At 34.6% G+C, this 25,841-nt stretch carries 20 protein-coding genes and 1 pseudogene; 16 read left to right on the forward strand and 5 right to left on the reverse strand.

Annotated elements, in window-relative coordinates; all coding sequences use genetic code 11:
• The first annotated feature begins 313 nt into the window (after positions 1–313).
• The 3 genes from ACJJVP_RS11730 to ACJJVP_RS11740 are packed head-to-tail and all read left to right on the forward strand — an operon-like array spanning position 314 to position 5,779.
• A complete protein-coding gene (locus tag ACJJVP_RS11730) occupies positions 314–1,393 on the forward strand; it encodes an efflux RND transporter periplasmic adaptor subunit (protein ID WP_405413869.1) in 1,080 nt (359 codons plus the stop codon).
• Positions 1,393–4,473: an efflux RND transporter permease subunit gene (locus ACJJVP_RS11735; protein ID WP_405413871.1), complete on the forward strand. Its 3,081-nt coding sequence runs from the start codon at positions 1,393–1,395 to the stop codon at positions 4,471–4,473. Before ACJJVP_RS11730 ends, ACJJVP_RS11735 begins: the two co-directional genes overlap by 1 nt.
• Position 4,474: 1 nt before the next feature.
• Entirely contained in the window at positions 4,475–5,779 is a 1,305-nt protein-coding gene (locus tag ACJJVP_RS11740) for a TolC family protein (protein WP_405413873.1), read from the forward strand.
• A 77-nt stretch (positions 5,780–5,856) separates the two neighbouring features.
• On the opposite strand, the gene ACJJVP_RS11745 is transcribed toward ACJJVP_RS11740, so the two are convergent.
• Positions 5,857–7,041 (reverse strand): acetate/propionate family kinase, encoded by a 1,185-nt coding sequence (locus ACJJVP_RS11745; protein ID WP_405413875.1) that lies wholly within the window; start codon positions 7,039–7,041, stop codon positions 5,857–5,859.
• A gap of 9 nt (positions 7,042–7,050) precedes the next feature.
• On the reverse strand, positions 7,051–9,144 hold the full coding sequence (gene pta, locus ACJJVP_RS11750; RefSeq protein ID WP_405413877.1) for a phosphate acetyltransferase: 2,094 nt from the start codon (positions 9,142–9,144) through the stop codon (positions 7,051–7,053).
• A gap of 406 nt (positions 9,145–9,550) precedes the next feature.
• On the opposite strand from pta, the gene ACJJVP_RS11755 reads away from it, so the two are divergent.
• The 6 genes and pseudogenes from ACJJVP_RS11755 to ACJJVP_RS11780 all read left to right on the forward strand — a co-directional run bounded on the left by ACJJVP_RS11755 (position 9,551) and on the right by ACJJVP_RS11780 (position 15,141).
• Positions 9,551–9,991, forward strand: a complete 441-nt coding sequence (locus ACJJVP_RS11755; protein WP_405413879.1) for a thioredoxin family protein — start codon at positions 9,551–9,553, stop codon at positions 9,989–9,991.
• 1 nt (position 9,992) lies between these two features.
• Entirely contained in the window at positions 9,993–10,973 is a 981-nt protein-coding gene (locus ACJJVP_RS11760) for an FAD:protein FMN transferase (RefSeq protein ID WP_405413881.1), read from the forward strand.
• Positions 10,970–11,182 (forward strand): DUF4266 domain-containing protein, encoded by a 213-nt coding sequence (locus ACJJVP_RS11765; RefSeq protein ID WP_405413883.1) that lies wholly within the window; start codon positions 10,970–10,972, stop codon positions 11,180–11,182. The genes ACJJVP_RS11760 and ACJJVP_RS11765 overlap by 4 nt, the downstream gene beginning before the upstream one ends.
• A gap of 64 nt (positions 11,183–11,246) precedes the next feature.
• Positions 11,247–12,530, forward strand: a complete 1,284-nt coding sequence (locus tag ACJJVP_RS11770; RefSeq protein ID WP_405416184.1) for a DUF3570 domain-containing protein — start codon at positions 11,247–11,249, stop codon at positions 12,528–12,530.
• Positions 12,531–12,727: 197 nt separating this feature from the next.
• A pseudogene (gene mqo / locus ACJJVP_RS11775) lies at positions 12,728–14,154 on the forward strand (malate dehydrogenase (quinone)).
• Between the two features lie 108 nt (positions 14,155–14,262).
• The gene (locus ACJJVP_RS11780; RefSeq protein WP_405413885.1) at positions 14,263–15,141 is read left to right on the forward strand and encodes a DUF6268 family outer membrane beta-barrel protein; all 879 of its coding nucleotides are present in this window, start codon (positions 14,263–14,265) and stop codon (positions 15,139–15,141) included.
• 70 nt (positions 15,142–15,211) lie between these two features.
• Here the strand turns inward: ACJJVP_RS11780 and ACJJVP_RS11785 are convergent, their stop codons facing one another.
• Both ACJJVP_RS11785 and ACJJVP_RS11790 read right to left on the reverse strand, forming a co-directional pair.
• Entirely contained in the window at positions 15,212–17,416 is a 2,205-nt protein-coding gene (locus tag ACJJVP_RS11785; RefSeq protein WP_405413887.1) for a molybdopterin cofactor-binding domain-containing protein, read from the reverse strand.
• Between the two features lie 46 nt (positions 17,417–17,462).
• Positions 17,463–17,927, reverse strand: coding sequence for a (2Fe-2S)-binding protein (locus tag ACJJVP_RS11790; RefSeq protein ID WP_405396212.1), 465 nt, complete (start codon positions 17,925–17,927; stop codon positions 17,463–17,465).
• 322 nt (positions 17,928–18,249) lie between these two features.
• Between ACJJVP_RS11790 and sbnA the strand changes: the two genes are divergently transcribed.
• The 5 genes from sbnA to hpf all read left to right on the forward strand — a co-directional run bounded on the left by sbnA (position 18,250) and on the right by hpf (position 23,410).
• Positions 18,250–19,254, forward strand: a complete 1,005-nt coding sequence (sbnA, locus tag ACJJVP_RS11795) for a 2,3-diaminopropionate biosynthesis protein SbnA (protein WP_405413889.1) — start codon at positions 18,250–18,252, stop codon at positions 19,252–19,254.
• A 12-nt stretch (positions 19,255–19,266) separates the two neighbouring features.
• Positions 19,267–21,084: an FAD/NAD(P)-binding protein gene (locus tag ACJJVP_RS11800; protein ID WP_405413891.1), complete on the forward strand. Its 1,818-nt coding sequence runs from the start codon at positions 19,267–19,269 to the stop codon at positions 21,082–21,084.
• Positions 21,041–22,528, forward strand: a complete 1,488-nt coding sequence (locus tag ACJJVP_RS11805; protein WP_405413893.1) for a Y4yA family PLP-dependent enzyme — start codon at positions 21,041–21,043, stop codon at positions 22,526–22,528. Before ACJJVP_RS11800 ends, ACJJVP_RS11805 begins: the two co-directional genes overlap by 44 nt.
• Before the next feature lie 83 nt (positions 22,529–22,611).
• Positions 22,612–23,010: a VOC family protein gene (locus ACJJVP_RS11810; RefSeq protein WP_036155525.1), complete on the forward strand. Its 399-nt coding sequence runs from the start codon at positions 22,612–22,614 to the stop codon at positions 23,008–23,010.
• A 106-nt stretch (positions 23,011–23,116) separates the two neighbouring features.
• Positions 23,117–23,410, forward strand: a complete 294-nt coding sequence (gene hpf, locus ACJJVP_RS11815; RefSeq protein ID WP_405416187.1) for a ribosome hibernation-promoting factor, HPF/YfiA family — start codon at positions 23,117–23,119, stop codon at positions 23,408–23,410.
• Positions 23,411–23,585: 175 nt separating this feature from the next.
• Here hpf and ACJJVP_RS11820 read toward each other — a convergent pair whose 3' ends face one another.
• Positions 23,586–24,038, reverse strand: coding sequence for a PA2169 family four-helix-bundle protein (locus ACJJVP_RS11820; RefSeq protein WP_405413896.1), 453 nt, complete (start codon positions 24,036–24,038; stop codon positions 23,586–23,588).
• Between the two features lie 238 nt (positions 24,039–24,276).
• On the opposite strand from ACJJVP_RS11820, the gene ACJJVP_RS11825 reads away from it, so the two are divergent.
• Positions 24,277–24,420 (forward strand): hypothetical protein, encoded by a 144-nt coding sequence (locus ACJJVP_RS11825; protein ID WP_405413898.1) that lies wholly within the window; start codon positions 24,277–24,279, stop codon positions 24,418–24,420.
• A gap of 155 nt (positions 24,421–24,575) precedes the next feature.
• On the forward strand, positions 24,576–25,802 hold the full coding sequence (locus ACJJVP_RS11830; protein WP_405413900.1) for a TolB family protein: 1,227 nt from the start codon (positions 24,576–24,578) through the stop codon (positions 25,800–25,802).
• The last annotated feature ends 39 nt before the right edge of the window (positions 25,803–25,841 follow it).

Raw genomic sequence — 25,841 nt, forward strand, 5'->3', positions numbered from 1 at the left:
ATAAATCCGGTAATTTTAGTATATTCATTATGTCTACTTAAAACACCGAATTTTTTTAGATGATAAATAGTAATCAAAATATAATTTGACAATCATAAGGTTATAGAATGCAAATAATTTGTTAAATTAAAAATTGTATTAATCCTTTTTATTTTTTTGTTGTCATATGACATAGTCTATTTTTACTTTTTTAAATAACCATAGAGTTAGTTGCTAAAACCTTGTTAAATATAGCTTAATATATACCCAAAATTGGTGATTAGGTTTAGATTTGTTAGTAACCAAACTAACTAAATTCTATCCTTTACCACCTATGAAAACAAAATACATTGTTTATAGTATTTTGCTAATAGGTATTATCGCGTTGATTGTTTATCGCGTTAATGCAAATAGCGAAATAGGAGCACCTAAATCTTCTGAACAAACAAATACGGCGACTACTGTAAAAGGATTGGTTTTGCATCCTCAGAAATTTAATGACAATATTTCACTTTCTGGTACAATTGAGGCCAATGAACAAATTGAAATTAGAAGTGAGGTGTCTGGAGTCGTAGAAAGTATTAATTTTCGAGAAGGTACAAAAGTAAACCAGGGTCAAGTCTTGTTCAAAGTAAATGACATTGAATTACAAGCACAACTATCAAAAGTACAAACTGCACAAAAATTAGCTTCTGAAAACGAACGTCGAGCTAAGCTATTATTAGAAAAACAAGCTATAAGCCAAGAAGAATATGATATTGTTAGCGCAGATTTTCAATCTGCCAGTGCCGAGTCGCAATTAATGCAGGCACAACTTTCTAAAACAATCGTTAGGGCGCCATTTACAGGAACTATTGGGTTAAGGTCTATATCTAAAGGAACATATGTAACCCCTGTAACGCCAATAGCTAAATTGGTTAATACAAGTAAATTAAAAATCACATTTTCGGTTCCAGAGAAATATGCTTCACAAGTAACCATAGGTTCTCATTTGACTTTTACAACATCAGGTTCTAAAGCAGCATATGAAGCTAAAGTTTATGCTATAGAGCCAGAGGTGGAAATTGCTACAAGAACATTAAAAATGCGAGCTATTGCAGAAAATGAAGAGGGAAGATTATACCCTGGTACTTATGCTAATGTAATGTTGCCATTAGAAAGTATTGATGATGCATTAATGGTACCTTCAGAATCATTGATTCCAGTACAAAACGGTAAACGCATTTTTATTTCAGAAAATGGGAAGGCTAAAGAAATAGATGTTGAAATTGGAGCCAGAACAGGTAATGAAGTTCGTGTTCTTACAGGTTTAAAAGTAGGTGATACAATTTTGACTTATGGTGTTATGGCTTTAAAAAATGGCACACCTGTGAGTATAGATTTGGATCAATCTCATAAAAATATTGCCGAATAATGAATTTGTCTACCTTAAGTATAAAAAGACCGGTACTTACTATTGTAATGAATCTTACCATAGTATTATTTGGTATCATTGGATATACCTATTTAGGAATTCGTGAATTTCCATCGATAGATCCAGCTCAAGTTTCAGTACGTACAACTTATTCTGGAGCAAATGCGGACATCGTTGAGTCCCAGATTACAGAACCACTAGAGAAAGCGATTAATTCAATTGATGGTATAAGAAACATAACCTCATCAAGTGTTCAAGGATCAAGTTCAATAAATATAGAGTTTAATTTGGACAAAAATCTAGAAGATGCGGCTAATGATGTTAGGGATAAAGTTTCGCAAGCAGTTAGGAGTCTTCCCGATGATTTAGACGCACCACCTGTTGTTTCAAAATCTGATGCCGACGCCCAACGTATTCTATCCATGACCGTACAGAGCGATGGAAAGAATATTCTAGAATTGTCCGATTATGCAGAAAATGTAATTGCCCAAAGAATAGAGACAATACCTGGTGTTAGTAGCGTTCAAATTTGGGGGCAACGTAGATATGCCATGAGATTATGGATCGATCCATTAAAACTTTCTTCTTACGGTCTTACCGTTGCAGATGTTCAAAATGCATTATTAGCTCAGAACATAGAACTGCCATCCGGTAAATTAACTGGGGATAATACTGAATTGACCGTAAAAACTATAGGTAACCTGAATACCGAAGAACAGTTCAACAACATTATCATCCTGGCGGATAATGAAAGATTAGTACGATTAAGCGATATAGGTAAAGCTTCATTGGAAGGTGAAAATATGGAGACCAAAATGAGTGATTCGGGTCAGCCTATGGTCGCCACTGCAGTTATACCACAACCAGGTACAAATTATCTTGAAATTGCAGATGCATTTTATGAGGAATATGAAAAGCTTAAAAAAGACCTGCCAGAAGGCTTCAAGCTTAATATTGTAATTGATGATACCGTATTTGTGAGAAGGGCGGTTACCGAAGTTGCCGAAACCTTACTTATATCGGTAATATTGGTAATACTGGTGATTTTCTTGTTCTTTAGAAACTGGTCTATGGCTATGCGACCATTAATTGATATACCAGTTTCTTTAATCGCCACCTTTTTTATTATGTGGCTTTTTGGTTATTCTATAAATGTATTAACGCTATTGGCAATTGTGTTGGCTACAGGTTTAGTGGTAGACGATGGAATTGTTGTTACCGAAAACATATATAAAAAAGTAGAAGAGGGAATGAACCCAATTGAAGCGGCTATAAAGGGTTCTAATGAAATATTTTTTGCCGTAATATCGATATCGATAACTTTGGCAGCGGTATTCTTACCCGTAATATTTTTAGAAGGGTTTGTAGGTAGATTATTTCGTGAATTCGGGGTGGTATTGGGTGCTGCGGTATTGATATCGGCTTTTGTTTCATTATCGCTAACACCAATGTTAAATGCATATTTAATTAAGCCTGGTAAGCAAAAGCAATCAAAATTTTATCATGTAACAGAGAAGTATTTTCTAAAAATGAATCACTCTTATGGTGAATCTTTAAGAGTGTTTATGAAAAGAAAATGGTTGAGCTTTCCAATTCTTTTTGGCTGTTTAGGGCTTATAGCATTCTTTTATATTTTAATACCAAAAGAAACTGCACCTTACGATGATCGTAGTTTTATACGATTAAATGTAAATGCACCTGAAGGATCTTCTTATGAATATATGGACCGATTAATGACTGATATAACAGAGTTGATCAATGATTCGGTACCTGAAAAAAAAGTTAGCTTGGTACTTACATCTCCTGGGTTTGGATCTTCTTCAGTAAATAGTGGTAGAGCCAATATAGCTTTAGTTGATCCTAGTGAAAGAAATCGTTCTCAACATGAAATAGCAGAAGATTTGGGTGAGTGGGCGAAAGCTTATGTGGGAGGAAAGTCTAACGTATCGGAAAGACCAACCATTTCGGTAAATAGAAGAGGGGGACCACCAATTCAATTTATCATTCAAGCTCAAAATTTTAAAAAATTAGAAGAGAATATTCCTGCATTTATGGCGGAAGCGGAAAATGACGATACTTTTTCGTTTGTAGATGTAAATTTAAAGTTTGATAAACCAGAAATCTATGTAACTATAGATCGTGAAAAAGCAGAAACTTTAGGGGTTTCTGTAATTGATGTTGCAGAAACTTTACAACTGTCTTTAAGTGGTCAAAGATTTGGATATTTTTTAATGAATGGTAAACAGTACCAAGTTATTGGACAGTTTGACAAAGAAGATAGAAATGCACCTGTAGATTTAACTTCCATTTTCGTTAAAAATAAAGATGGTTTGCTAATTCAATTAGATAATTTGGTACAAACTTCAGAACATAGTAGTCCGCCGCAACTTTACCATAACAATAGATATATGTCTGCTACGGTTTCGGCTAATTTGGCGCCTGGTAAAACTATTAGTGATGGTATTGAGGCAATGGAGCGTATAAAAGATAAAGTTTTAGATGAATCTTTTACCACCGATCTAGGCGGCGAAAGTAGAGATTTTGTCGAAAGTAGTTCAAATACCTTATTTGCATTTGGTTTAGCGTTACTATTGATTTTCTTAATACTAGCAGCACAGTTTGAAAGTTTCATGGATCCATTTATTATTATTTTAACCGTGCCAATGGCGGTAGCAGGAGCCTTATTTTCACTTTGGTTATTTGGTCAGTCATGGAATATTTTCAGTCAGATCGGTACTATCATGTTAATTGGTCTGGTAACAAAGAATGGAATTTTGATTGTAGAATTCGCGAACCAATTACGAGAACAAGGTCTTGAGAAAAGAGAAGCTATTTTACAGGCTTCAGAATCAAGATTACGACCAATTTTAATGACAAGTTTAACCATTGCTCTTGGGGCATTACCGATTGCATTATCACTAGGTGCAGCATCTACAAGTAGAATAGGAATGGGAGTTGTTATTATCGGTGGCACTATGTTTTCATTGATGTTAACCTTATTTGTAATACCTGCTCTTTATATGTTATGGTCTAGGGAGAAAGAAGAAAGACCAGAATTTAAAGAGCTTGAAACATTATAAAATGACTAAGTTTAAATATAGCACATTAGTTTTATGTCTTATTGTCTTTAATTGTTTTGGACAAGAGGTTTTGACTATACAAGACGCTGTTAAAATAGCAGTAGAAAATAATTACCAAATAATTACGGCAGGCAACAATTTAAAAATTGACTCGCTATCTGTGAGTCCGGGTTTTGCAGGTATGTTACCAACTATTGAGGCTGTTATTGAAGATGATAATAGTATTCAAAGTTTATCACAAACGCGTTCAGACGGTTCTCAGGTAGAACAGGATAATGCGAAGAACAACAGTTTAGATTATGGTGTAGCTTTAGATTGGACGTTATTTGATGGTTTAAGTATGTTCGCCAACTTTGAGCAATTAAAACAAAATCAGAATTTAGGAGAAGAAGAATTAAAACAAGTGATTCTTACTAAAGTTGGCGAGGTTATGATTACCTATTATGACTTAGTACAGCAACAACAGCAATTATCAGCATTAGACAGTACTATCATCATATCAAAGCAACGGGTTGAATTGGCTCAAAATCGATTTAGTATTGGTAAAGCTTCAAAATTAGAGGTTTTGAACGCTCAAGTAGATTTGAATACCGATCAAACGCTAATGCAACGTCAAAAGGAGTTATATGTCAATACAAAGATTTCACTTAATGAACAATTGGCAAGAGATTTAAAATCTGAATTTAAGGCTGTGCCAGAAATATTTGTAAATCAAGCTTTATTATTACCCGATCTAGAATCATTAGTGATTTCGAACAATCCGCAATTGAATGCTCAAAGAATAAGTAAAAGGATAAGTGAGTTAGAGTTAAAACAAATAAAAGCAGCTAGGTATCCAACTATTTATGCAACTACAGGTTATAATTTTGGTAGTTCAGAATCTAGTCTAGGTTTTACAACTAGTTCAGAATCTAATGGTTTTAGTTATGGTTTTGGGGCAACCTTAAACCTGTTCGATGGTTTTAATCAAAATAGAAATGAAAAGATTGGAAAGTTGGAATTACAAAATGCAACTATAGCTATTGAAGAACAAGAACAACAATTGTTGTCATTGCTAGGGTCTACTTATCAGACCTATTTAACCAATATAAGCCTAATAGAACTTGAGGGGAATAACGAGGCGATTGCCAAAGAGAATTTAGATATTACCGTTGAAAAATTTAGAATAGGTACAATACCTACCATTGAGTTTAGAACAGCTCAATTAAATTACATTAATGCAAAAGTTCGATTCAGTAATGCCAAATTTCAAGCAAAATTATCTGAGATAATTCTAAGACAACTTTCGGGTGATTTAGAAATTTGATTGACCTAATTAAAATCGACTTAGGCGTATATTAAATAAAAAGGTTTTATAATAACAAACAAGTTATTGTAAGATAGCTATTTTAATAAATCGTATACTTGCTTTGCAATCTCTAATTCTTCATTAGTTGGTATGACCAGAATTTTAACTTTAGAGTTATTTGTATTTATTTCACGAATAGTTGATGACCTTAAATCATTTTTAGAATCATCTAATTTAATATTGAAATAGTCCATTTCAGCACAAACCAATTGACGCATTAAACTTGAATTTTCGCCAATGCCGGCGGTAAAGATAATAGCATCTATCCCATTCATTACAGCTGTATATGCACCTATGTATTTTTTGATACGGTACGCATTCATTTCTAAAGCCAAAATACATTCTGTATTGCCTTTACTTGCCTCTGCTTCAATATCTCGTAAATCATTAAATTTGGTAAGACCCAGCATACCGCTTTTCTTGTTAAGATGTTCTTTGACTTCATCTAAAGTGTACCCTAATGTATCTACCATGTAAAAAATCAAAGAGTGATCTATATCACCGCTTCTAGTACCCATAACAAGACCGTTTGAGGGAGCAAAACCCATACTGTGATCTATACTTTTACCATCTTGAATAGCGGTAATACTACACCCGTTTCCTAAGTGAATAGAAATAAGTTTTGTATTTTCTTTATTTAGATACTCATTTGCTTTTTCGGACACATATTTATGACTGGTACCATGAAATCCATACGCTTGTATACCTTTTTGTTCGTAAAGTTCGTTAGGTATAGCGTATTTTTTAGCTTTTGTGGGCATGGTACCATGAAAAGCAGTATCAAAAACTACCATCTGTTTGGCTCTAACGAATATTTCTTCAGACATCAGAATACCTTCTAAATTTGCAGGATTGTGCAATGGAGCTAATGGAGAGAGCTTTTTTATTTTCTTTTTTACCTCTTCGGTTACCAAAGTCGTCTTAGTATAATCACTACCACCATGTACTACTCGGTGTCCAATGGCATCAATATCATCGGTAGTATTAATAACACCCATTTCTGGGTCGAGTAAGAGTGAAGTTATTCTTTCTAGCCCAGCTTTGTGATTTTTAATTTCATATATTTTCTCAACCTTATGGGAGTCGGTCTTATAAGTAGAGATAGCGTCGGTACTACCAATACGTTCTATGGAACCCAGGCAAATAATTTTAGCAGAAGGCATTTCTAAAAGTTGATACTTAATGGAAGAACTACCCGAATTTATAATTAATATATTCATGAAATTTGTTTAAAATCCTTGTGCTTGAATAGCAGTTATTATTACGGTATTAAAAATATCATCTACGGTACAGCCACGGCTTAAGTCATTTACAGGTTTGTTCAGTCCTTGTAACATTGGTCCGATAGCTAAGGCACCCGTTTCTCGTTGTACTGCTTTATAAGTGTTGTTTCCGGTATTTAAATCAGGAAAGATAAATACACTAGCTTGCCCGGCAACCTCAGAATCGGGCAGTTTGCTTAATCCGACTTTAGCATCAACCGCTGCATCATATTGAATAGGACCTTCAACTTTTAAATCGGGTCTTTTTTCTTTTATAATATTAGTTGCTTTTCTAACCCTATCTACATCTTCACCAACACCAGATGCACCAGAAGAATAAGAGAGCATGGCAATTTTTGGTTCAATACCAAAGGCAGCACTTGTAGCAGCCGATGAAATGGCAATTTCAGATAATTGCTCAGAATTAGGGTTTGGATTAATTGCACAATCTCCAAAAACGGTAACCCTGTTTGGTAAACACATGAAAAAGATAGACGAAACTATAGATACACCTGGTTTAGTTTTGATAAACTGAAGGGCAGGGCGTATGGTATGTTGTGTGGTGTGTATTGCTCCAGAAACCATACCGTCTGCATGACCTTTATGTACCATCATTGTTCCATAATATGAAACATCTTCCATTAAATCTTGTGCCATTGCCAAGTTTACGTTTTTATGCTTACGCAATTCAAACAAGGTAGTAGCATAATCTAAAAATCGATCAGATGCAGTGGGGTCAATAATTTCTATATCGTTAACGTTTAAATCGATATCTAATTCAACAATTTTAGCGATAATTAGTTCTCTATTTCCCAAAAGGGTGATGGAGACAGCATCGGTATCGATTAGCTTTTTCGTAGCTAACAGAATACGCTCATCTAAACCTTCTGGTAAAACTATATGCTTTTTAGAAGATTTAGCCTTTTGTAGAAGGTTATATTGAAACATTCTGGGAGTTATACCTTTTGCCTTAAAAGTAATTAATCGCTCAGCTAATTCTTTAGTAGGAATATGTTTTTCAAATTCTTGAATAGAGGTAAGGATCTTTTCTTTGTTCTCTGCATAAATACGAGGTCTAATAGTACCGATTTTATTGGTAACGAAGAACGTACCTCTAGCAACCGACAGTATAGGAATAATATCAGAAAGCCCTTCTATAAGTTTAATAATAGACTCTTCGGGCAATAACCCGCCTGTTAATACAATACCTGAAAGATTAGGGTAATTTGTCGAAATGTTAGCCTGTAAAGCACCCAAAATAATATCTGCACGATCACCTGGGGTAATGACCAGACTATCACTTTTTAAATGGGTTATATAATTACGTAATTGCATGGCGCCAACGCTAAAACTACCTACTTGATTGTTAATGTAATCTTCGCCGAAAAGAACCTTTGCATCTAACTCTTGTGCAATTTCTTTTAATGTGGGGCTACCTAAAATATTGTTTACCGGTATAGTACCCACCAAAACATCATTTGGTAGCTTTTCTTTTAATCCTTTATTTACAATACTTACATTTTCAGGCTGTACTTTATTTGCAACAATCAATAATACCTCAACACCTTTTTCTCTGAAAGAGTCATACGCCATATAGAGATTACCTACCAATTCATCTAAAGTTTTATTTTTTCCACTGGCAAGAATTACTGAGGGTATTCCTAGATTTTTGGCAATAAGTACGTTTATATCCCATTCTATAATCGCACCTTCTCCAGAAAAATCAGTTCCTTCTACTAAAACAAAATCGAACTTGTTTTCAATGGTTTTATACTTATGAATAATGTGTCCTACAATCTCATCGTCTTTGTCTTGATTTTTTAATTGTACGACTTGGCTACGCGTGTATGCATAAGCCTCTTCTGGTTTCATATCTACATTAAAGTAGCTTAATACAGTATCGATGTGGTTATCGGTTTTGCCATTGGGGACATCATCGATAATAGGTCTAAAATATCCTACTTTGGCAGTTTTGCCTAATAGAATTTGCATAAGGCCAAGTGAAACAATTGATTTTCCACTATTAGGTTCTGTAGTTACAATATATATAGCTTTACTCACGTGTAAAAGGTATTAGTGTTTAACAAATTTATGGGATTCTTGGAGTATATGAGATTATTAACCAAAATGAATAATAAATGTTTAAAATTTAATATAGACATTTTGTAGTTTGAATCATATAATTACGATTTATTCATAAATTTTAGGCAAAAATAGCAGCTGAAATTATGGTTAAATATGACAATGCTCATATCTTTCTTAAGATAGGTATATGGTATTAATGAAAAGGTCTATATAAGTTGAGATATAAAACTTTAAAGATTATTACAAATTTAGCTCATAGATAATAACTAAATTTTAAGTGAAATGCACAATTTTTAATAAAAGGTTCGGTTAAATTCATAGTGGTATATCTGGAATAAAGGGTATTTTAAGAAAGTAAGTTAACGGTCAAATAATACATTAGATGAAGAAATATATATTGTTTCTGTTATTTGCAGTGATTAGTGTTAGTTCAATAACAGCGCAAGACTGGAATACAGATTTTACAACAGCTAAAAAACTTGCCGAAACTAATAATCAGCCAATAATACTAGTTTTTCAAGGTTCAGATTGGTGTGCACCTTGTATTAAATTAGATAGGGCAATATGGTCTACAAATGAGTTTAAGGAATATGCAAAAGAGCATTATATAATGTTGCAAGCAGATTTTCCTCGTAGAAAAAAGAATGCGCTGCCAGAGGAGCAATTGAATAAAAACAAGGTATTGGCTGAAAATTATAACAGACAGGGGATTTTTCCCTTTGTTGTGGTTTTGAATGCCAATGGTGAAGTTTATGGTGAAACCAGTTACAAGAAACTGACACCCAAAGAGTACATAGAAGAATTGAATTCATTCATAAAATAGATTGAAGAAACTAACTCTCATAGTATTACTTTTTTCTGTTGGTCTACTGTATGCCCAAGAGCCTTATAAGCGCACCGTTAAATTAATGGGTAGCCGTTTTGATATTACGGTTGTGGCTAAAGATCCTGTTGAAGGGGATGTGTATATTGATATGGCTATCAGTGAAATAACAAGAATAGAAAAGCTGATTTCTTCTTGGGATTCGAACTCGCAGACATCAAAAATTAATAGAAATGCTGGTAATAAGCCAGTGCAAGTTGATATAGAATTATTCAATTTAATACAACGGGGTATAGGTATTTCTAAGCTGACAGATGGGGCTTTTGATATTAGTTATGCCTCTATGGATAAAATTTGGAAGTTTGATGGTAGCATGACCGTTATGCCATCAGAAGATTCGATTAAGGCATCTGTTGCTAAAGTGGGTTATCATAATATCATTTTAGATAAAGAGAACCACACAGTTTTTCTGAAGTTAGCAGGAATGAAAATTGGTTTCGGAGCCATTGGTAAAGGTTTTGCCGCAGATAAAGCAAAAGAACTGTTGAAATCTAAAGGCGTTGTTGCAGGTATCATAAATGCATCTGGCGATATGAATACTTGGGGAAAACAGCCCAATGGTAAAGAGTGGAAGGTTGGCATAACCAACCCTATGAATAAGAATAAGGTTTTTGCATTATTGCCAATACAAAATGGGGCAGTGGTAACATCGGGTAATTATGAGAAGTTTGTGAGTTTTAATGATGTAAGATATACTCATATAATTGATCCTCGAAGTGGTTATCCTGCAACGGGTATTATTAGCGTTACCGTATTTGCACCCAAAGCAGAATTAGCAGATGCCTTGGCAACATCGGTATTTGTTATGGGTATAGAAGTCGGTCTAAATAGAATAAAACAATTACCACAAGTAGAGTGTATTATTATAGATGAAAAAGGAAATATTATCACATCAAAAAATATAGAAATAGAAAAATCATGATGAAGAAGTTTTTAATTTTTGCCCTGATAGCAACTTCTTTTAGTAGCTGTACCGTGTTGAAGGAGTACGAAAAAATTAATATTAACGATCCCGATATGGTTTTGCAAGATAAAAAGGTGGAGCGGAATTTAACTACTGCTCATTCTTACAGAGAAGCTGCAGCAGGTGCAAACGGAGGTAAAACTGGTGGAGGCTGCGGCTGTAATTAGAATAGCATATAATTTTTGTAAAATGAAGATATTCAAAATAACAGTTTCTTTAGCGGCTTTATTCATGTTCACGATGAGTTATGCCCAGCAAACTCAAGATTCTGTAAAAACATACAAAAAGCGTGTTTTAGAAACTACTGAAGTGGATTTCTTAACAAGTTATTATTCACAAGACGGTGACAATGCTGCTGTAAGTGGTGGTTTGGGTACCGAAGAGTTGACAGATTTCACAGGTACTTTCATAGTGTCTATTCCTTTAAACGATGACGATGTTCTTACCATAGATGCAGGTGTTTCTGCTTATACATCTGCGTCTTCGAGTAATGTTGGTCCTTTTGATGGCAGTCAACCAGCAGATCCTTTCGTAGCAAGTTCTGGTGCTTCTAGCTCAGATATTTGGACAAATCTGACAGGTTCGTATAGTCATAGCTCTGATGATAGAAATACGATAATTTCTGGTAAACTATCCGTATCATCAGAATACGATTATTTCTCATTAGGTTTCGGTGGTGGATTAACAAAGTTGTTTAATGAAAAGAATACGGAGGTTAGTGTAAATGCTAATGTCTATTTAGATAGCTGGACGGCAATTTATCCTACTGAATTGAGACCTTTTGCAAGTGGAGCAAATGGTTTGGCGAACGGACTATTTAGTAATAATACAATTACGGGCAATACCAATTACAGCCCCATATTCAATGAATTTTCTGATGAATCAAGAAATTCTTATTCTGTGGGATTCGGTTTTTCTCAAATTTTAAGCAAGAATCTACAAGGTTCATTAGCATTAGATTTTATTCAGCAAGAAGGTTTGTTGTCCACACCTTTTCAAAGGGTTTATTTCAGCGATGTCGCAGATTCTTTTATAGATAATTTTCAATTGGCAGATGCCATAGAGCAATTACCAGATACCAGATTTAAGGTTGCTGCAGGCGGTCGTTTAAACTGGTATATTAATGAAACCATGGTTGTAAGAAGCTTCTATAGGTATTACTACGATGATTGGGGCATAAACTCCCACACTGCTAGTGTAGAGGTGCCTATTAAGCTTTCAGATAAGTTTACGGTTTATCCGTCGTATCGATATTACCAACAAACGGCGGCAGATTATTTCTTTGGTTATGAAGAAGCACTTTCTACAGATACGTTTTATACCTCAGATTATGATTTGTCAAAATATTCGGCAAACCAATTTGGTATGGGCGTTTCCTATACCGATATTTTTACCAAGCTGCATATCTGGAAACTGGGACTTAAAAGTATTGATTTGAAGTTCTATAAATATGATAGGGATACAACCTTTAGTTCTAGTATCATCACCGCAGGGTTTAAGTTTGTAATGGATTAAAATTTATGATGATTGATATATAAAAAGCTGGTCTATAGACCGGCTTTTTGTTTTTATGATATGGTTTTAATTTCTGGTTCATTCAAGAATTAACCAAAAGAAATAGTTAACTTTTCAAGCGTATAAAGGAGTAATAAAATTTGATTTTGATGGAGTTGAGAAAAGAATATGATCTTATTTGTGTAGGTGCAGGTATCATGAGTGCTACACTGGCATTATTGGTAAAACAGTTAAAGCCAGATCTTAATGTACTGATCGTTGAACGATTAGATAAAGTAGCACAAGAAAGTTCTGCAGCTTGGAACAATGCCGGCACAGGTCATTCTGCCTTATGTGAACTGAATTATACACCAGAAGATAAAGATGGTCATGTAAATATTAAAAAGGCAATAGATATTTGTACGCAATTTGAAACCTCTAAACAATATTGGTCTTTTTTGGTAGCTGAAGGACTTATTAAAGATTCAAAATCATTTATTAGTCCGGTGCCACATCACAGCTGGGTAAAAGGGAAAGATAATGCCGACTACCTTGAAAATCGATTTAAAGCTTTTAAAGAGCATTTCATGTTCGATACCATAGAGTTTACAAGAGAAGTTGAAAAGATGCAGCAGTGGTTTCCGTTGATGATGCACAATAGAACCGAAGCTGAGGTTATGGCAGCTTCTAGAATTGAAAGAGGAACAGAAATGAATTATGGTTCGTTAACAGAGCAATTATTCGATATTCTAGAAAAAAATATGATACTAAAGTATTGTTCAATACCGAAGTAGAAGATATTGATCCCGATGATGATGTAGACTGGTTGGTGAAAATGGAAAATCTGAATACAGGTGCCAAGAATACGGTAGATGCCGAGCATGTTTTTATAGGTGCTGGCGGCGGTAGTTTGTTATTATTACAAAAAGTAGAGATTGATGAAAAGGATGGTTATGGTGGTTTTCCGGTAAGCGGGGAGTGGTTGGTATGTAAAAATCCAGATATAATTAATCAGCATAATGCCAAAGTATATAGCAAAGCAGGTATTGGAGATCCACCAATGTCGGTTCCTCATTTAGATACACGGTTTATAAATGGTAAAAGAGAATTGTTATTTGGTCCGTTTGCAGGTTTTAGTCCCAAGTTTTTAAAGGAAGGCTCGTACTTAGATTTATTGAAATCAATAAATTTTGATAATATACCATCAATGTGGGGTGTGTTTTGGCACAATTTACCGCTAACAAAATATTTGGTAGAACAAGTAGCTATGAGCTTTGAAGATAGAATGGATTCGTTAAGAGTATTTCTTAAAGATGCCAAAAGCGAAGATTGGGAAATTATGGTTGCCGGGCAACGTGTGCAGACCATAAAGAAAGATGAGTTTGAAGGTGGCTCGTTAGAATTTGGCACACAGCTAGTAAGTAGTAAAGATGGTAGAATTACTTGTTTGTTGGGTGCATCGCCAGGTGCATCTACATCGGTAAAGATTATGTTAGACGTATTAGAAAAGGCATTTCCAGAATTAACATCATCTGAAAAAATAAAAGAACAATTGAATAAAATGGTGCCTTTTTATAAAAAAGAGGTTACCAAAGAATTGTTTAATGCTCAGCTTGAACGCGTAACTCAGGTTTTAGAATTATAAATACTTTATTCTATTTAAGATAGTTTTATGCTTAATAGCACTAAATCAATACAATAAAAAGAAGGTACTTGCATTATCATTATTTAGTGCAGATACCACAAATAGAAAATGCGGCTTAAATTTATATTTTTTTTTCTTTTCATAATTAGCTTTACTTCACAAGCGCAATTAAGTGATTTGGCACGTTTAGATTTTACCTTCATTCCTAATAAGGGGTCAGATGTAGAATATACGCGGTCACGATTTCTTGTAAATTTTCCAGTAAAACTTAAAAAGGAAGGTGAATACCTTCTCTTAGGTATAGATTATAGTAATGTACATCTTCGCTTTAAAGATGATGAGCTACCTTTTGATCGCGAGTTATTGAACGATTTTAAAATTTTAGATTTTACTATTGGATATACAAAACCATTAAAAAATGGATGGCGTTTAGGGCTACGATTTCAGCCCGGTATAAGCACTAATCTAACTGCTAAAAATCTAAATACAAATGATTTGGTTTTTTCCGGAGATGTTGTTTTTATTAAAAAATTTGAAAATAATATAGATAGGCCATCTCGATTAATTGTAGGTTTATCTTATTCACAAAATAGGGGATATGTTTTTCCATTACCTTTTATAAGCTATTATAAAAAGTTTAGACCGGATTGGTCTTTTAATATTGGTATTCCAAGAACCAATTTACAGTATCACTTAACTGACAAACATAGGTTTAAATTATTTGGGCAGTTAGATGGTTTTACATCTAACATACAAAACGGTGCATTGGTAAATGGAACTGATACGGCTGAGATTATAAACATGTCTTTAATTAATGGAGGTCTGCAATACGAGTATCATTTTACCAATCATTTGCAATTAGATTTACGTGCTGCCTATAATTTTAGTATTAATAATAAGCTAAAAGACGGTAGTAATAATACTTTACTTACTATAGACAATGACTCTAGAAGTTATTTAAGAGCAGTGCTGAGGTTCAAGATATAAATTAATTAATAAAAAATAAAACGCCGAAATCTAAGATTTCGGCGTTTTCGTTTGCAATAGCATAAGGGCGTTAGCCAATTACCGATTTTTCAGTAATAAATGGTTGATTGTAATGTCTTTGACCTGTTGCCTTATATAAGGCATTTGCCAAAGCTCCAATTATAGGCGGCAAAGAAGGCTCTCCTAATCCGGTTGGGTCTATTCCATTATCTACAAAATAGCTTTCAATTTCTTTAGGTGCTTCTTTGTGTCTTATTAAGCGATAAGTGTCAAAATTTTGGTGTTGAGGTTTTCCATCTTCAAAAGTCATTTCGCTGTATGTAGCATGACCGATGCCATCAATGATTCCTCCTTCAATTTGATTTTTTGCAGCCATAGGATTAATGACAATTCCGCAATCTACGGCACACCATACTTTAGTAACCTTTGGTGATTTTGTATCTGTTGCTAGGTCTAAAACTTGAGCAACATAAGAGTTATGGCAGTAGTAAGCTGAAACTCCTCTTGCGGTACCGTTCTTTTGACTTCCATCCCAACCAGCTTTATCTCTCACTAATTTAAGAACACCTGCATAACGTACTGGATCGTAATCGTTCTTTTCGGGTTCTCCAACAGGATTTTTGATAGCTCTGTCAAATAACTCTAATCTAAAATCAATAGGGTCTTTACCGGCTGCTTCGGCAACTTCATCTAAAAATGCTTGTTCTGCACCGGCAACAAAGTTAGAACGTGGCGCACGCCAAGCACCTGTCGTTACATTGGTTTCTAAACTGAATTTTTCAGCTAAGTAATTATCTACTGCACCTGCCGGAAATCTATTTTCAAAAAGTAAATCGTCATTAGATCCCGCACCTTTTACGTGCCATGCAATTAAATTACCCTCTTTATCTAAACCTGCTTTATATTTTACTTTATATGTTGGGCGATATGTACCTTGGGTCATATCATCTTCACGCGTATACATCAATTTAATAGGTGCTTGCATGTGTTGGGAAATTACCGCAGCTTCCACACCGAAAGTTCCATATAATCGACGACCAAATCCGCCACCCATACGGCTCATTTTAATATCAATTTTTTCAACTGGCATTCCTAGTCTAGAAGCCAGGGTCTTTTCTAAAAACTCAGGAGTTTGTATTGGTCCGTTGAATAAAGCTCTTTCAGCAGTAACGTCTGCATAAAAGTTCATTGGCTCCATGGTATTGTGTGCTAAAAAAGGAGCACTATAGGTGCGCTCTATAACCTTATCCGCTTTTTTAAATGCACTAGCTACATTACCATCTTTACGAGCTGGCTGTTTAGAAGAAGTATTCAATAATTTAGTCAATGCTTCATCATGTCCTTCTGTACTTTCTAAAGCCGAAGATTCTTCCCATTCCACATTCAATGCCTTTTTTGCCTGCATACATTGCCAAGTAGATTCACCAACAATAGCTACAAGCTTATTTATGGCTCCAGCATCAGACCATTGTTTCTCCGTATCATCTTTATACGCATCAATTGGGAAAACATCTTTAATACCTGGCATAGATTTTACAGCATCGGCATTCATTGATTTATAGGTCATGCCAAACGCAGGCGGGTGAACGATCATGGCAATCATCATTCCTTCTTCTTGAATATCAATACCGAATAAAGGTTTCCCGGTAACAATATTTGGACCATCAACATTTCGTCTATCGGTACCTATGATATCAAAATCATTTGTTTCTTTAAGTTTCACCTTTTCAGGTACGGTCATCGTAGCTGCTTTAGAAGCCATATCACCAAATCCGGCTGAGTTGTTTGATACGGTATGACTGATAACACCTGCATCAACTGTAATTTCAGAAGCATCAACCTGCCATGCGTCTGCAGCTGCGGCAACTAGCATATGTCTAGCAGTAGCACCGGCCATTCTTAGTCCAGACCATCCTACGCGGATAGACTGACTACCACCTGCCAATTGTCTTTGAAAAATATCAGTGTTCAAAGGCGCTTGCTCTACAATTACATTTTTCCAATCCACACCAAGTTCATCTGCCACGATCATGGGCATTGAGGTCTTTACATTTTGTCCTATTTCTGGGTTAGGCGACATAATAGTTACCATACCGTTATCGCCAATTTTAAGAAAGCTATTAATATCAAACCATTCTTTTGGTATATTACTAACTTGTTCTGGGGTAGGCTTACAAGATGCTAGCCAACTGAATCCTAAAATCATACCACCACCGGCAAGCGTACCGCTTTTTAAGAAAGAACGTCTATTATATGTTGTTTTAATGAGTGTCATCTGTTTGTTTTTTGAAGGTTAAAATCCCAACATTGTGGGGTTATAATTACGCGTTAGAAATACTTGAAGCATTTTTAATTGCTTTCTTAATTCGCGTATACGTACCACAACGACAGATATTACCGTTCATAGCATCTTCAATTTCAGTATCTGTAGGATTAGGATTTCGCTTTAAAAACGCACTGGCATTCATAATTTGACCTGCCTGGCAATAACCGCATTGGTACACATCTTCTTCTAACCAAGCCTTTTGAACCGGATGATCTCCGTTTTCAGAAAGTCCCTCGATAGTAGTGATTGATTGTTCCCCCACTGCAGAAACCGGAAGCTGACAAGAGCGAACGGCATTATCACCTAAATGAACGGTACATGCTCCACATTGGGCAATACCACAACCAAATTTTGTGCCTACCAATTTTAAATGATCTCGTAATACCCAAAGCATTGGTGTAGTGGGATCTACATCTACTTCTTTGGTTTCTCCATTAACTTTTAAACTGAAATTTGCCATTCGTTTTTCCTATTTGTTTGAGTTCTTTGAAATTAGGTATTTTTTAGATAAAAGTGGATAATTTAAGAACAAATAATCTTTAAGTTCTATTTTAAATGTGAATATTATCGAAATATAAAGAGGTCTGTAACATTCAGAAAACTAATACACGCTATATTTTGATGTATGTTCATTTAAAAATGTCGCTTTCGATTTACATTTTTGACTTAAAACCGAAAGAGTTATTTAATTTTTGAATTGTGCTATTCTAAGATTACTCGTGAAAGTATTTTTATCAATATGGATAATCCTTGTTTTCTGCTTGGATATTAATTGATTATATATGATAACTCAAAATATTTCGGACACGGTTTCTGAATCTATTATAAGCACCGTAGGTAATACTCCTTTGGTACAATTAAATAAAATATTCAAGCAAAGTACATTCAACCTTTTTGGTAAGCTTGAAGCGGCTAACCCGGCCGGAAGTATTAAAGACAGAACTTCCCTTTTTATATTACAACAAGCACTTGCAGATGGTAGAATAAAAAAGGGAGATACGGTTATAGAATCAAGTTCAGGAAATATGGCGGTAGGTTTGGCTCAGGCATGTTTATACTATGGTCTTAAATTGATTGTAGTTGTGGATCCAAAATTAAATTTACACACAGAGAAAATTCTAAGAACATATGGTGCCCGTATAGAAAAAGTTACAGAGCCAAAAGAGGATGGTGGTTTTCTAGCGGCAAGATTAGAGCGAGTTCAATATTTATTGATAAGTATTCCTAATAGCTTTTGGTCTAACCAGTATGGCAATAAAGACAACCCGTTAACACATCATAAAACCATGACAGAGATCATGGATTCTTTGGAAGGAGAATTAGATTACTTATTTGTGGCTACAAGTACCTGTGGAACATTGATGGGCTGTGCAGATTATATTAAAGAAAACAACCTAAACACTAAGATAATTGCAGTAGATGCCGTTGGTAGTGTTTTATTTGGTGGTCCACCATTAAAGCGATTAATTCCGGGGCATGGGGCAGGCGTACCTTCCCAATTTTTAGATACTAATAAGATTCATGATCATGTTTATGTAGATGATGTTGACTGCGCAAGAGGGTGTTGGTCGTTGTTAGAAACCGAATCTATTTTATGTGGAGGTTCATCTGGCGGTATGATCAGTGCCGTTAAAAAGTATAGCAAAAAAATAGAAGCAGGTAGTAATTGTGCCTTGTTTTTATGTGATCGCGGTGAGCGTTATTTAGATACTATTTACAATAGAGATTGGTTGTTGAAAGAATTGCCAGAAAGTAAAAACGCATTTACTCCGTTAGGAGGGTGGTAGGTAGCATAATTTATGAATGATAATAACTTATATAAAGTTGGTATTATAGGTTTTGGACCTAAGGGATTTTATGGTTTTGAAAGATTGTTAGCTTATTTAAATGAAGCTGATATTTTAAACGATATACAAATTCATATTTTCAATACTACCGAATTTGTGGCATCTGGTGATGTATATAGAACAGATCAGCCGGAATATTTAATAATGAATTACGCCAACCGTAATATCAACAGTTGGGTATTGCAGGAACCTTTTTCAATTGCTAGTGCTACACCAGACTTTATAACATGGTTGACGGCAAAGGGCCACACCAATGCGGCTCCAGGGAAATATGCTCCAAGAGCAGTGGTAGGAAGTTATTTAGTGGATTGTTATAGATTGCTATTAGAGCAGTTACCAAAGAATATAAAGGTGATTACGCATATTGGTACGGTAACCAATATGATAAAAAAGAATCATAAATATCAGGTATTTTATACGGAGGGGAAAAGGGGCGCGCAAGAAGCTGTTGTTTGTAATAAAGTCCTATTTACAACAGGTCACCATTCTTTTAAGACTCAAAAAAACCAAAGTGATATTTTAGATAGTAAGATTAATTTTATTTATCCTACCAATGAAAAATTAAAATCGGTTAACGCAGCATCTTTAGTAGCTATAAAGGGTTTCGGTCTAACAGCCATCGATGCCATTTTAGCATTGACAGAAGGCAGGGGAGGTAATTTTAAAAAAAATGATACCGGCGATTTAAAATATATTTCGTCAGGGAGAGAGCCTCGTAAAATATACCCGTTCTCAAGAACAGGCTTGCCCATGGTGCCCAGAAATGGTTCACCTATGTCAGAAACTGAATTACATTTTTTTACTGAAGAGATTATAGCAGAATTAAAACAAGATAGGTCTATTAGTTTCAATTGTTCGCTGCTGCCTTTAATCAAAAACGAATTTTATTTTGCCTACTACAATGTACTTTTTAAGAATTACGGTCATCAATTCTATTTTGATGAAGATTTTACGGTAATTGAGAAACAGGTGAAATATTTTCATGAGGACTATCCAAACGCTCCTGTTTTCAATTGGGAAACTATAGTAAATCCGTTTAAAGAGAAGTCTGCCTTATCAACTGATGAAGTACAAAATTACATGCAGTATTTGATTGATGAGGTTAAAAATGGAGAAGAAGAAAGTCCACTTATGTCAGCTGTTGCCACATGGCGTAAAATCAGTCCTATTTTCAATGAACTCTACAGTTTCGGAGGTTTAGATGCGGTTTCGCACAGGGAGTTTGATTCGCATTATTTCGGCTTGTTCAACCGCCTATTTTACGGTCCGCCAGTAAAGAACGTGCAAAAAATGTTAGCCCTGTGTAAAGCTGGGGTTTTAGATTTTACTTATGCTAAATCCGCAACTATTTCAATAGACGATTGCGATAGTAATTTTAGTCTATATATGGAAAACGGACAGAGAACGGAGATAAATTATTTTGTAAATGCTACGATTTCTAGGGCAAAGGAAGGCGGGTTTAAAAATGAACTTTATCAGAATTTATTGAAAAATGGACTAATTCGTGAATTCGAAAATAAATCAAAGACTAGTTATAAACCAGGTTGTATAGAAATTAATAAAGCCGGAAATGCTATAGACGTTAATGGTCATGTCAACCATGATATTTCATTTTATGGAACACCTACAGAAGGCATAACCTTTGACAATGATACCCTGTCAAGAACCCGAAACGATTTTGCATCGGTTTGGGCAAAATATGTTTGTGGAGCAATTAAAGAGAAAGATGAAAGAATTGAAAATTATAAAAGACAAGAACATGTATTTTAAGGGAAAACCTGAATATCAATTAACCCCAAAAACTTCTGACTGGATGCATGAACTATTTAATGACCAAGCGGTTGTTAGAGGTTTGGTGGAAAGATATGGTTCTCCGATAAATATACATCACTTACCATCTTTCAATAAAAATTGTGAAAACTATCAGCAGGTTTTTCAATCTTACGGATTGAAATATAGAATTTTTTATGCCAGAAAAGCGAATAAATCCAAAGGTTTGGTAAAACAGGCATTTGTATCTGGTATAGGTGTAGATACCGCTAGTTTTAAAGAATTGGAACAGTCTCTGGCATTGGGCGGAAATGCTGAAAATTTAGTGCTGACTGCAGCCATAAAAACCGAAGCACAGATAGAACTGGCAATAAATAATGGAGTACCTATTATTTTAGATAATGAAGATGAATGTAGATTGACCCAAACTGTAGCCGCTAAATTGAATAAAAAGGCAAATGTTGGCTTTAGAATTAGCGGATTTGAAGTAGACGGTGAGAAACTTTATAGTCGTTTTGGATTTGATGTAGATGAGGTGGTAGGTTTTATTGCTTCTTACGTAGGTGACGGTAAAACTTTTGATTTATTAGAAGTAACCGGACTGCATTTTCATTTAGATAGTTATTCTACACATCAACGAAGTCTCAGTTTAATTGTTAGCATTCATATTGTATCAGCTTTAAAGGAAAAAGGATATCCTATTTCCTTTATTGATATAGGTGGCGGTATTTTAATGAATTATTTAGAGGATGAGGAAGAGTGGACCAATTTCAATGAAAAATTAAAGGACGTAGTATTAAATCAGAACAATGATATTACGTTCAATCATAACGGATTAGGCTTTAGATTGGAAGATGGTCAGTTAAACGGAAAGCTCAATACCTACCCGTACTTCAATAAAATAAATAAAGGTTCCTTTATAAGAGAAGTACTGGATTTTACGGATGATGTATCCAGATTATCGGTAGCATCTTTATTGCTCAAAAATGATATAGAAATACGCATTGAACCTGGTCGTTCTTTATTGGATCAAGTAGGTATGACGATAGCTAAAGTCATCCACAGAAAAAAAGATGCAAGAGGACAATGGTTGGTAGGTCTAGAAATGAATATGAGTCAGATGATGAGCTCTAGCGCAGATTTTCTATTAGATCCATTTATGCTCTATAATTCTGAAATTGAAGAAAATGAACATGTAGATGTATATTTTACAGGAGCTTATTGTTTGGAAAGAGACGTATTGTTGAAACGAAAAATAACCCTACCAAGATTGCCGGCAATAGGGGAGTATGTAGCCTTTGTAAATACGGCAGGTTATATGATGCACTTTTTTGAAACGGAAGCACATCTTTTTGAATTGACTACCAATTTAATTTTTACCGGGTCCAATGAAAAATTATCGTTCTTTCAGTTTATAGATGATAATAAGATTGTGCTAGAATAGTATTATTAATAGCATCAATAACTAAGCGTTTAAAGACAAAGCGAATATTGGGTATTAGGTAAATTGTATAAAAACAAATTATCATGAAAACACAAGCATATTTAGCCTTCAACGGCAATTGTCAAGAAGCATTGAACTTCTACGGAAACCTATTCGATGCAGATATTAAAAACAAACAAACATACGAGGATAAGAAAATAGATGTACCGTCATCTTTTCGTCAAAAATTACAACACGCAGAATTAAAAGGAAAAGGTGTGCATTTTATGGCATACGATGCTGCACCGGATACACCATTGAATAATGGAAATCAGATTAATATGAGTGTTGATACCAATAGCTTGGATGAAGGGAAACAGTTATTTGAAGATTTGTCTAGTGGAGGACAAATTCATCACGAGTTTAGAGAACGAGAATGGGGACATTTTGGTAGATGTACCGATCGCTACGGTATTGGGTGGATGGTCAACGTAGATAAATAGACCACACTTAATTAAGTAATTAAGATTTTAGAATTAAAAATATGAAAATATCGAGGCAAAACTCCTTTCAGTTACGCCTCGATTTTAGATTAAAATAAAAGATATTATATATGAATATGACGGCGTAACCGCTAGTCAAAGATTAGAAAGTTTTGCAGAAGAGAAGTTGAATAAACTACACACAAAATTCGACGATATTATTAGAGCAGATGTTTTTCTAAAACAAGAAAATACATCGTCAGATGAAACAGGTATGATTTGCAATATTAGATTAAGCTTACCTGGTCCAAGAATTTTTGCTGAAGCTAGTAATGAAAACTTTGAAGAATCGGTTATAGAATCAGTGAGTGAATTAGAAAGACAACTGAAGAAGAGAAAAGATAAAATGAAAACTTATTAATACACTATTATGAAAAAAGCATTAATACTTTTTTTTGGAGAAAAGTTTTATAAAAACTGGTTAAAAAAGAAACGTGCTGAGCAATCTAATAGAACAAAGAAATAATAGGTTTTGATGGCACACAAAAAAAGCCCTTGCAATTTGCAAGGGCTTTTTTTAAATGATTAGAGATTTCTTATCTGTAATCTTCTAATACTTCAGTAGTCTCCAAATCATTTTGCAATTGTTCTTTCTGTACTCTAATAATTTCCTTTAATCTATGAGGCATCATAACATCTGCCAATGCATTGTCATAATCATTAATAGCGGCTTTATCACCTCTAATAGCTTCTTCTAACATTGCTTCATCATTATCTTCTGCAAAGAATGCTTTAACGTCCATCCAAGTTCTATGTAATGTTCCGGCAGCACTTCCTTCAATGTGTACACTACCTAATTCTAACTCTGGTACCGATGCTCTTAATTCTTTTAAGAATTGCATACGATCTATAATTTTTTTCTCGAAGTAACTTTTGATTCCTACATCCTTTGAATTTTCTGATGCCTTTTCAAATCCTTTGATTGCATCTTCATTTTTACTGATTAAATCTTTTAAATGATCTTCAATTTTTTTTATATCGGTGTTCATATATTAAATTTTACTAGACCTCATGGTCTATGGTTAAACAAAATTTCTACTACTAAGGTACGTGCATAGAACGGTAATACTTAGCTATAAAAAATATCGCTTTTGCTCTATACGATAAACTGCCAAATACCGTAAACATTGGGATTGTATAAGTGTATTGGTATATCATTTTTGGGGATTGAGTTAAGCTAAAAAGGCACTTACTATTATTTTGGTCGGGAACAATAAAAAAAAGATTATGGGATTATCACCACTATTTGGAGTAGCAAAATTATTAGTAAGAAGTAGAAAATTGAAAATGGCAGCGGTAGGCTTACAATTGGCATATTTAGGGTATACTTATATCTCAGATAAAAGAAAAAATACACAGGTTAGAAAATAAGCATAAATTTTATTCAACTAATTGATTTTAAGAAGAATGTGTTTGAATTTCGATTCAATAGTTCATAAAATATTCAAAAACCTATGAATTTTTATTAATAATCAATTGAATGAGTTACAAGACCTTTGGAGTATTAATCCCCAAAATCTAGTAACATGAACAATTCAATTAAAATTAGCCTTTTGTTTGCTTGTATGGCAACCATGGGCTATGGCCAAGATTTGGCCTACAATGACAACAGTACAAGTTTTCAACAAAGAAAGGTTGAAGAAGTAACTAACCGTACAGAAAATTACAACAAGTTAAAGACACTTGGTTTTTCTGATGCGGAAATTTTTGAAGATTTAGGCAATGCCAATTTCCTGACCAAAAAATATGCAAATGCTTTATACTGGTACGGTAGATTAATGGAAATCTCTGAAGATGGTACTTTAAAAAGAAGCTATCAAAAAAGATTTGACCACGCAGTTTCTCAATTAGGTAAAGAAGTTCAGAATGAGTTAGCAGATGAAAACTGGACAGAGTTAGTTAAAGACGATTACAAAATGACACGAACTGTTGTGCCATCTCGTCTTACCTCTAATAATAGAAGGAATTTTTTACCTTGGGATAATCAAGGCACTACCAAGGAGTTTGCTTCAAACCAGTCAGTTCCTGTAAAAACTACTGGTGAATATGCCCCACCAGTAGCGTTAACAAATGGTGGTAACACTGCCTACTACAGTAAAACAACATACCGTAAACCTACAACGGGTATGTTCTCAAAAAAGAAAGAAATACACAAAATTTACAAAGCTGATAAAGTTGGTGGTGAGTGGAAAAAAATTACCGAAGTAGCTGTATGCCCAGGTGATTATTCGGCAAAGCATCCGGCGATATCACCAGATGGTAGCCGTTTGTTCTTCGCGTCTAACATGCCGGGTACTTTTGGCGAGTATGATATTTATGTAGCAACAATTCAAAAAAACGGAATGTTAGGTCAAGCTAAAAACTTGGGCTCGAAAGTAAACACAGCTAAAAATGACGTACTTCCAAACCCTGTTTCAAACGGTAGTTTGGTATTTGCATCAGACGGTAGGGATGGTTACGGTGGTTTAGATGTCTATATGGTAGAAGTAGGGCAACGTAGTGTAGGTCTTGCTGTGAACATGGGTAATACCATCAACAGTTCTTATGACGAGTATTCGGTAAATCTTTTACAAAGTGATGGTTCTGGATTTGTAGTATCTAACAGAATGGCACAAGGTAAGCATACCCAAAATGTAGCTTTCAATTTAAGTGATAAGCCTATAAATGATAAAGATAGAGACGATCGCTTCTTAGAAGCCTTTAATTCAGATAGACGAACGCAGTATTCAAGTTCTGTTTTCGAGGATGAATAACCACCCATTATTCATTTCCCCCAATTCATTTGACAAATT

This window comes from Maribacter sp. Asnod1-A12 (assembly GCF_045063735.1).
Classification (GTDB): domain Bacteria; phylum Bacteroidota; class Bacteroidia; order Flavobacteriales; family Flavobacteriaceae; genus Maribacter.

Bases quoted from the DNA above. Each gene is read 5' to 3' on its own strand.
- ACJJVP_RS11735 (WP_405413871.1), top strand. From the start codon at position 1,393: ATGAATTTGTCTACCTTAAGTATAAAAAGACCGGTACTTACTATTGTA.
- ACJJVP_RS11820 (WP_405413896.1), bottom strand. From the start codon at position 24,038: ATGAACACCGATATAAAAAAAATTGAAGATCATTTAAAAGATTTAATC.
- ACJJVP_RS11730 (WP_405413869.1), top strand. From the start codon at position 314: ATGAAAACAAAATACATTGTTTATAGTATTTTGCTAATAGGTATTATC.
- ACJJVP_RS11745 (WP_405413875.1), bottom strand. From the start codon at position 7,041: ATGAATATATTAATTATAAATTCGGGTAGTTCTTCCATTAAGTATCAA.
- ACJJVP_RS11790 (WP_405396212.1), bottom strand. From the start codon at position 17,927: ATGGCAAATTTCAGTTTAAAAGTTAATGGAGAAACCAAAGAAGTAGAT.
- ACJJVP_RS11755 (WP_405413879.1), top strand. From the start codon at position 9,551: ATGAAGAAATATATATTGTTTCTGTTATTTGCAGTGATTAGTGTTAGT.
- sbnA (WP_405413889.1), top strand. From the start codon at position 18,250: ATGATAACTCAAAATATTTCGGACACGGTTTCTGAATCTATTATAAGC.
- ACJJVP_RS11780 (WP_405413885.1), top strand. From the start codon at position 14,263: ATGCGGCTTAAATTTATATTTTTTTTTCTTTTCATAATTAGCTTTACT.
- ACJJVP_RS11785 (WP_405413887.1), bottom strand. From the start codon at position 17,416: ATGACACTCATTAAAACAACATATAATAGACGTTCTTTCTTAAAAAGC.
- ACJJVP_RS11830 (WP_405413900.1), top strand. From the start codon at position 24,576: ATGAACAATTCAATTAAAATTAGCCTTTTGTTTGCTTGTATGGCAACC.
- ACJJVP_RS11805 (WP_405413893.1), top strand. From the start codon at position 21,041: ATGAAAGAATTGAAAATTATAAAAGACAAGAACATGTATTTTAAGGGA.
- ACJJVP_RS11740 (WP_405413873.1), top strand. From the start codon at position 4,475: ATGACTAAGTTTAAATATAGCACATTAGTTTTATGTCTTATTGTCTTT.
- ACJJVP_RS11770 (WP_405416184.1), top strand. From the start codon at position 11,247: ATGTTCACGATGAGTTATGCCCAGCAAACTCAAGATTCTGTAAAAACA.
- ACJJVP_RS11810 (WP_036155525.1), top strand. From the start codon at position 22,612: ATGAAAACACAAGCATATTTAGCCTTCAACGGCAATTGTCAAGAAGCA.
- ACJJVP_RS11825 (WP_405413898.1), top strand. From the start codon at position 24,277: ATGGGATTATCACCACTATTTGGAGTAGCAAAATTATTAGTAAGAAGT.
- ACJJVP_RS11800 (WP_405413891.1), top strand. From the start codon at position 19,267: ATGAATGATAATAACTTATATAAAGTTGGTATTATAGGTTTTGGACCT.
- ACJJVP_RS11765 (WP_405413883.1), top strand. From the start codon at position 10,970: ATGATGAAGAAGTTTTTAATTTTTGCCCTGATAGCAACTTCTTTTAGT.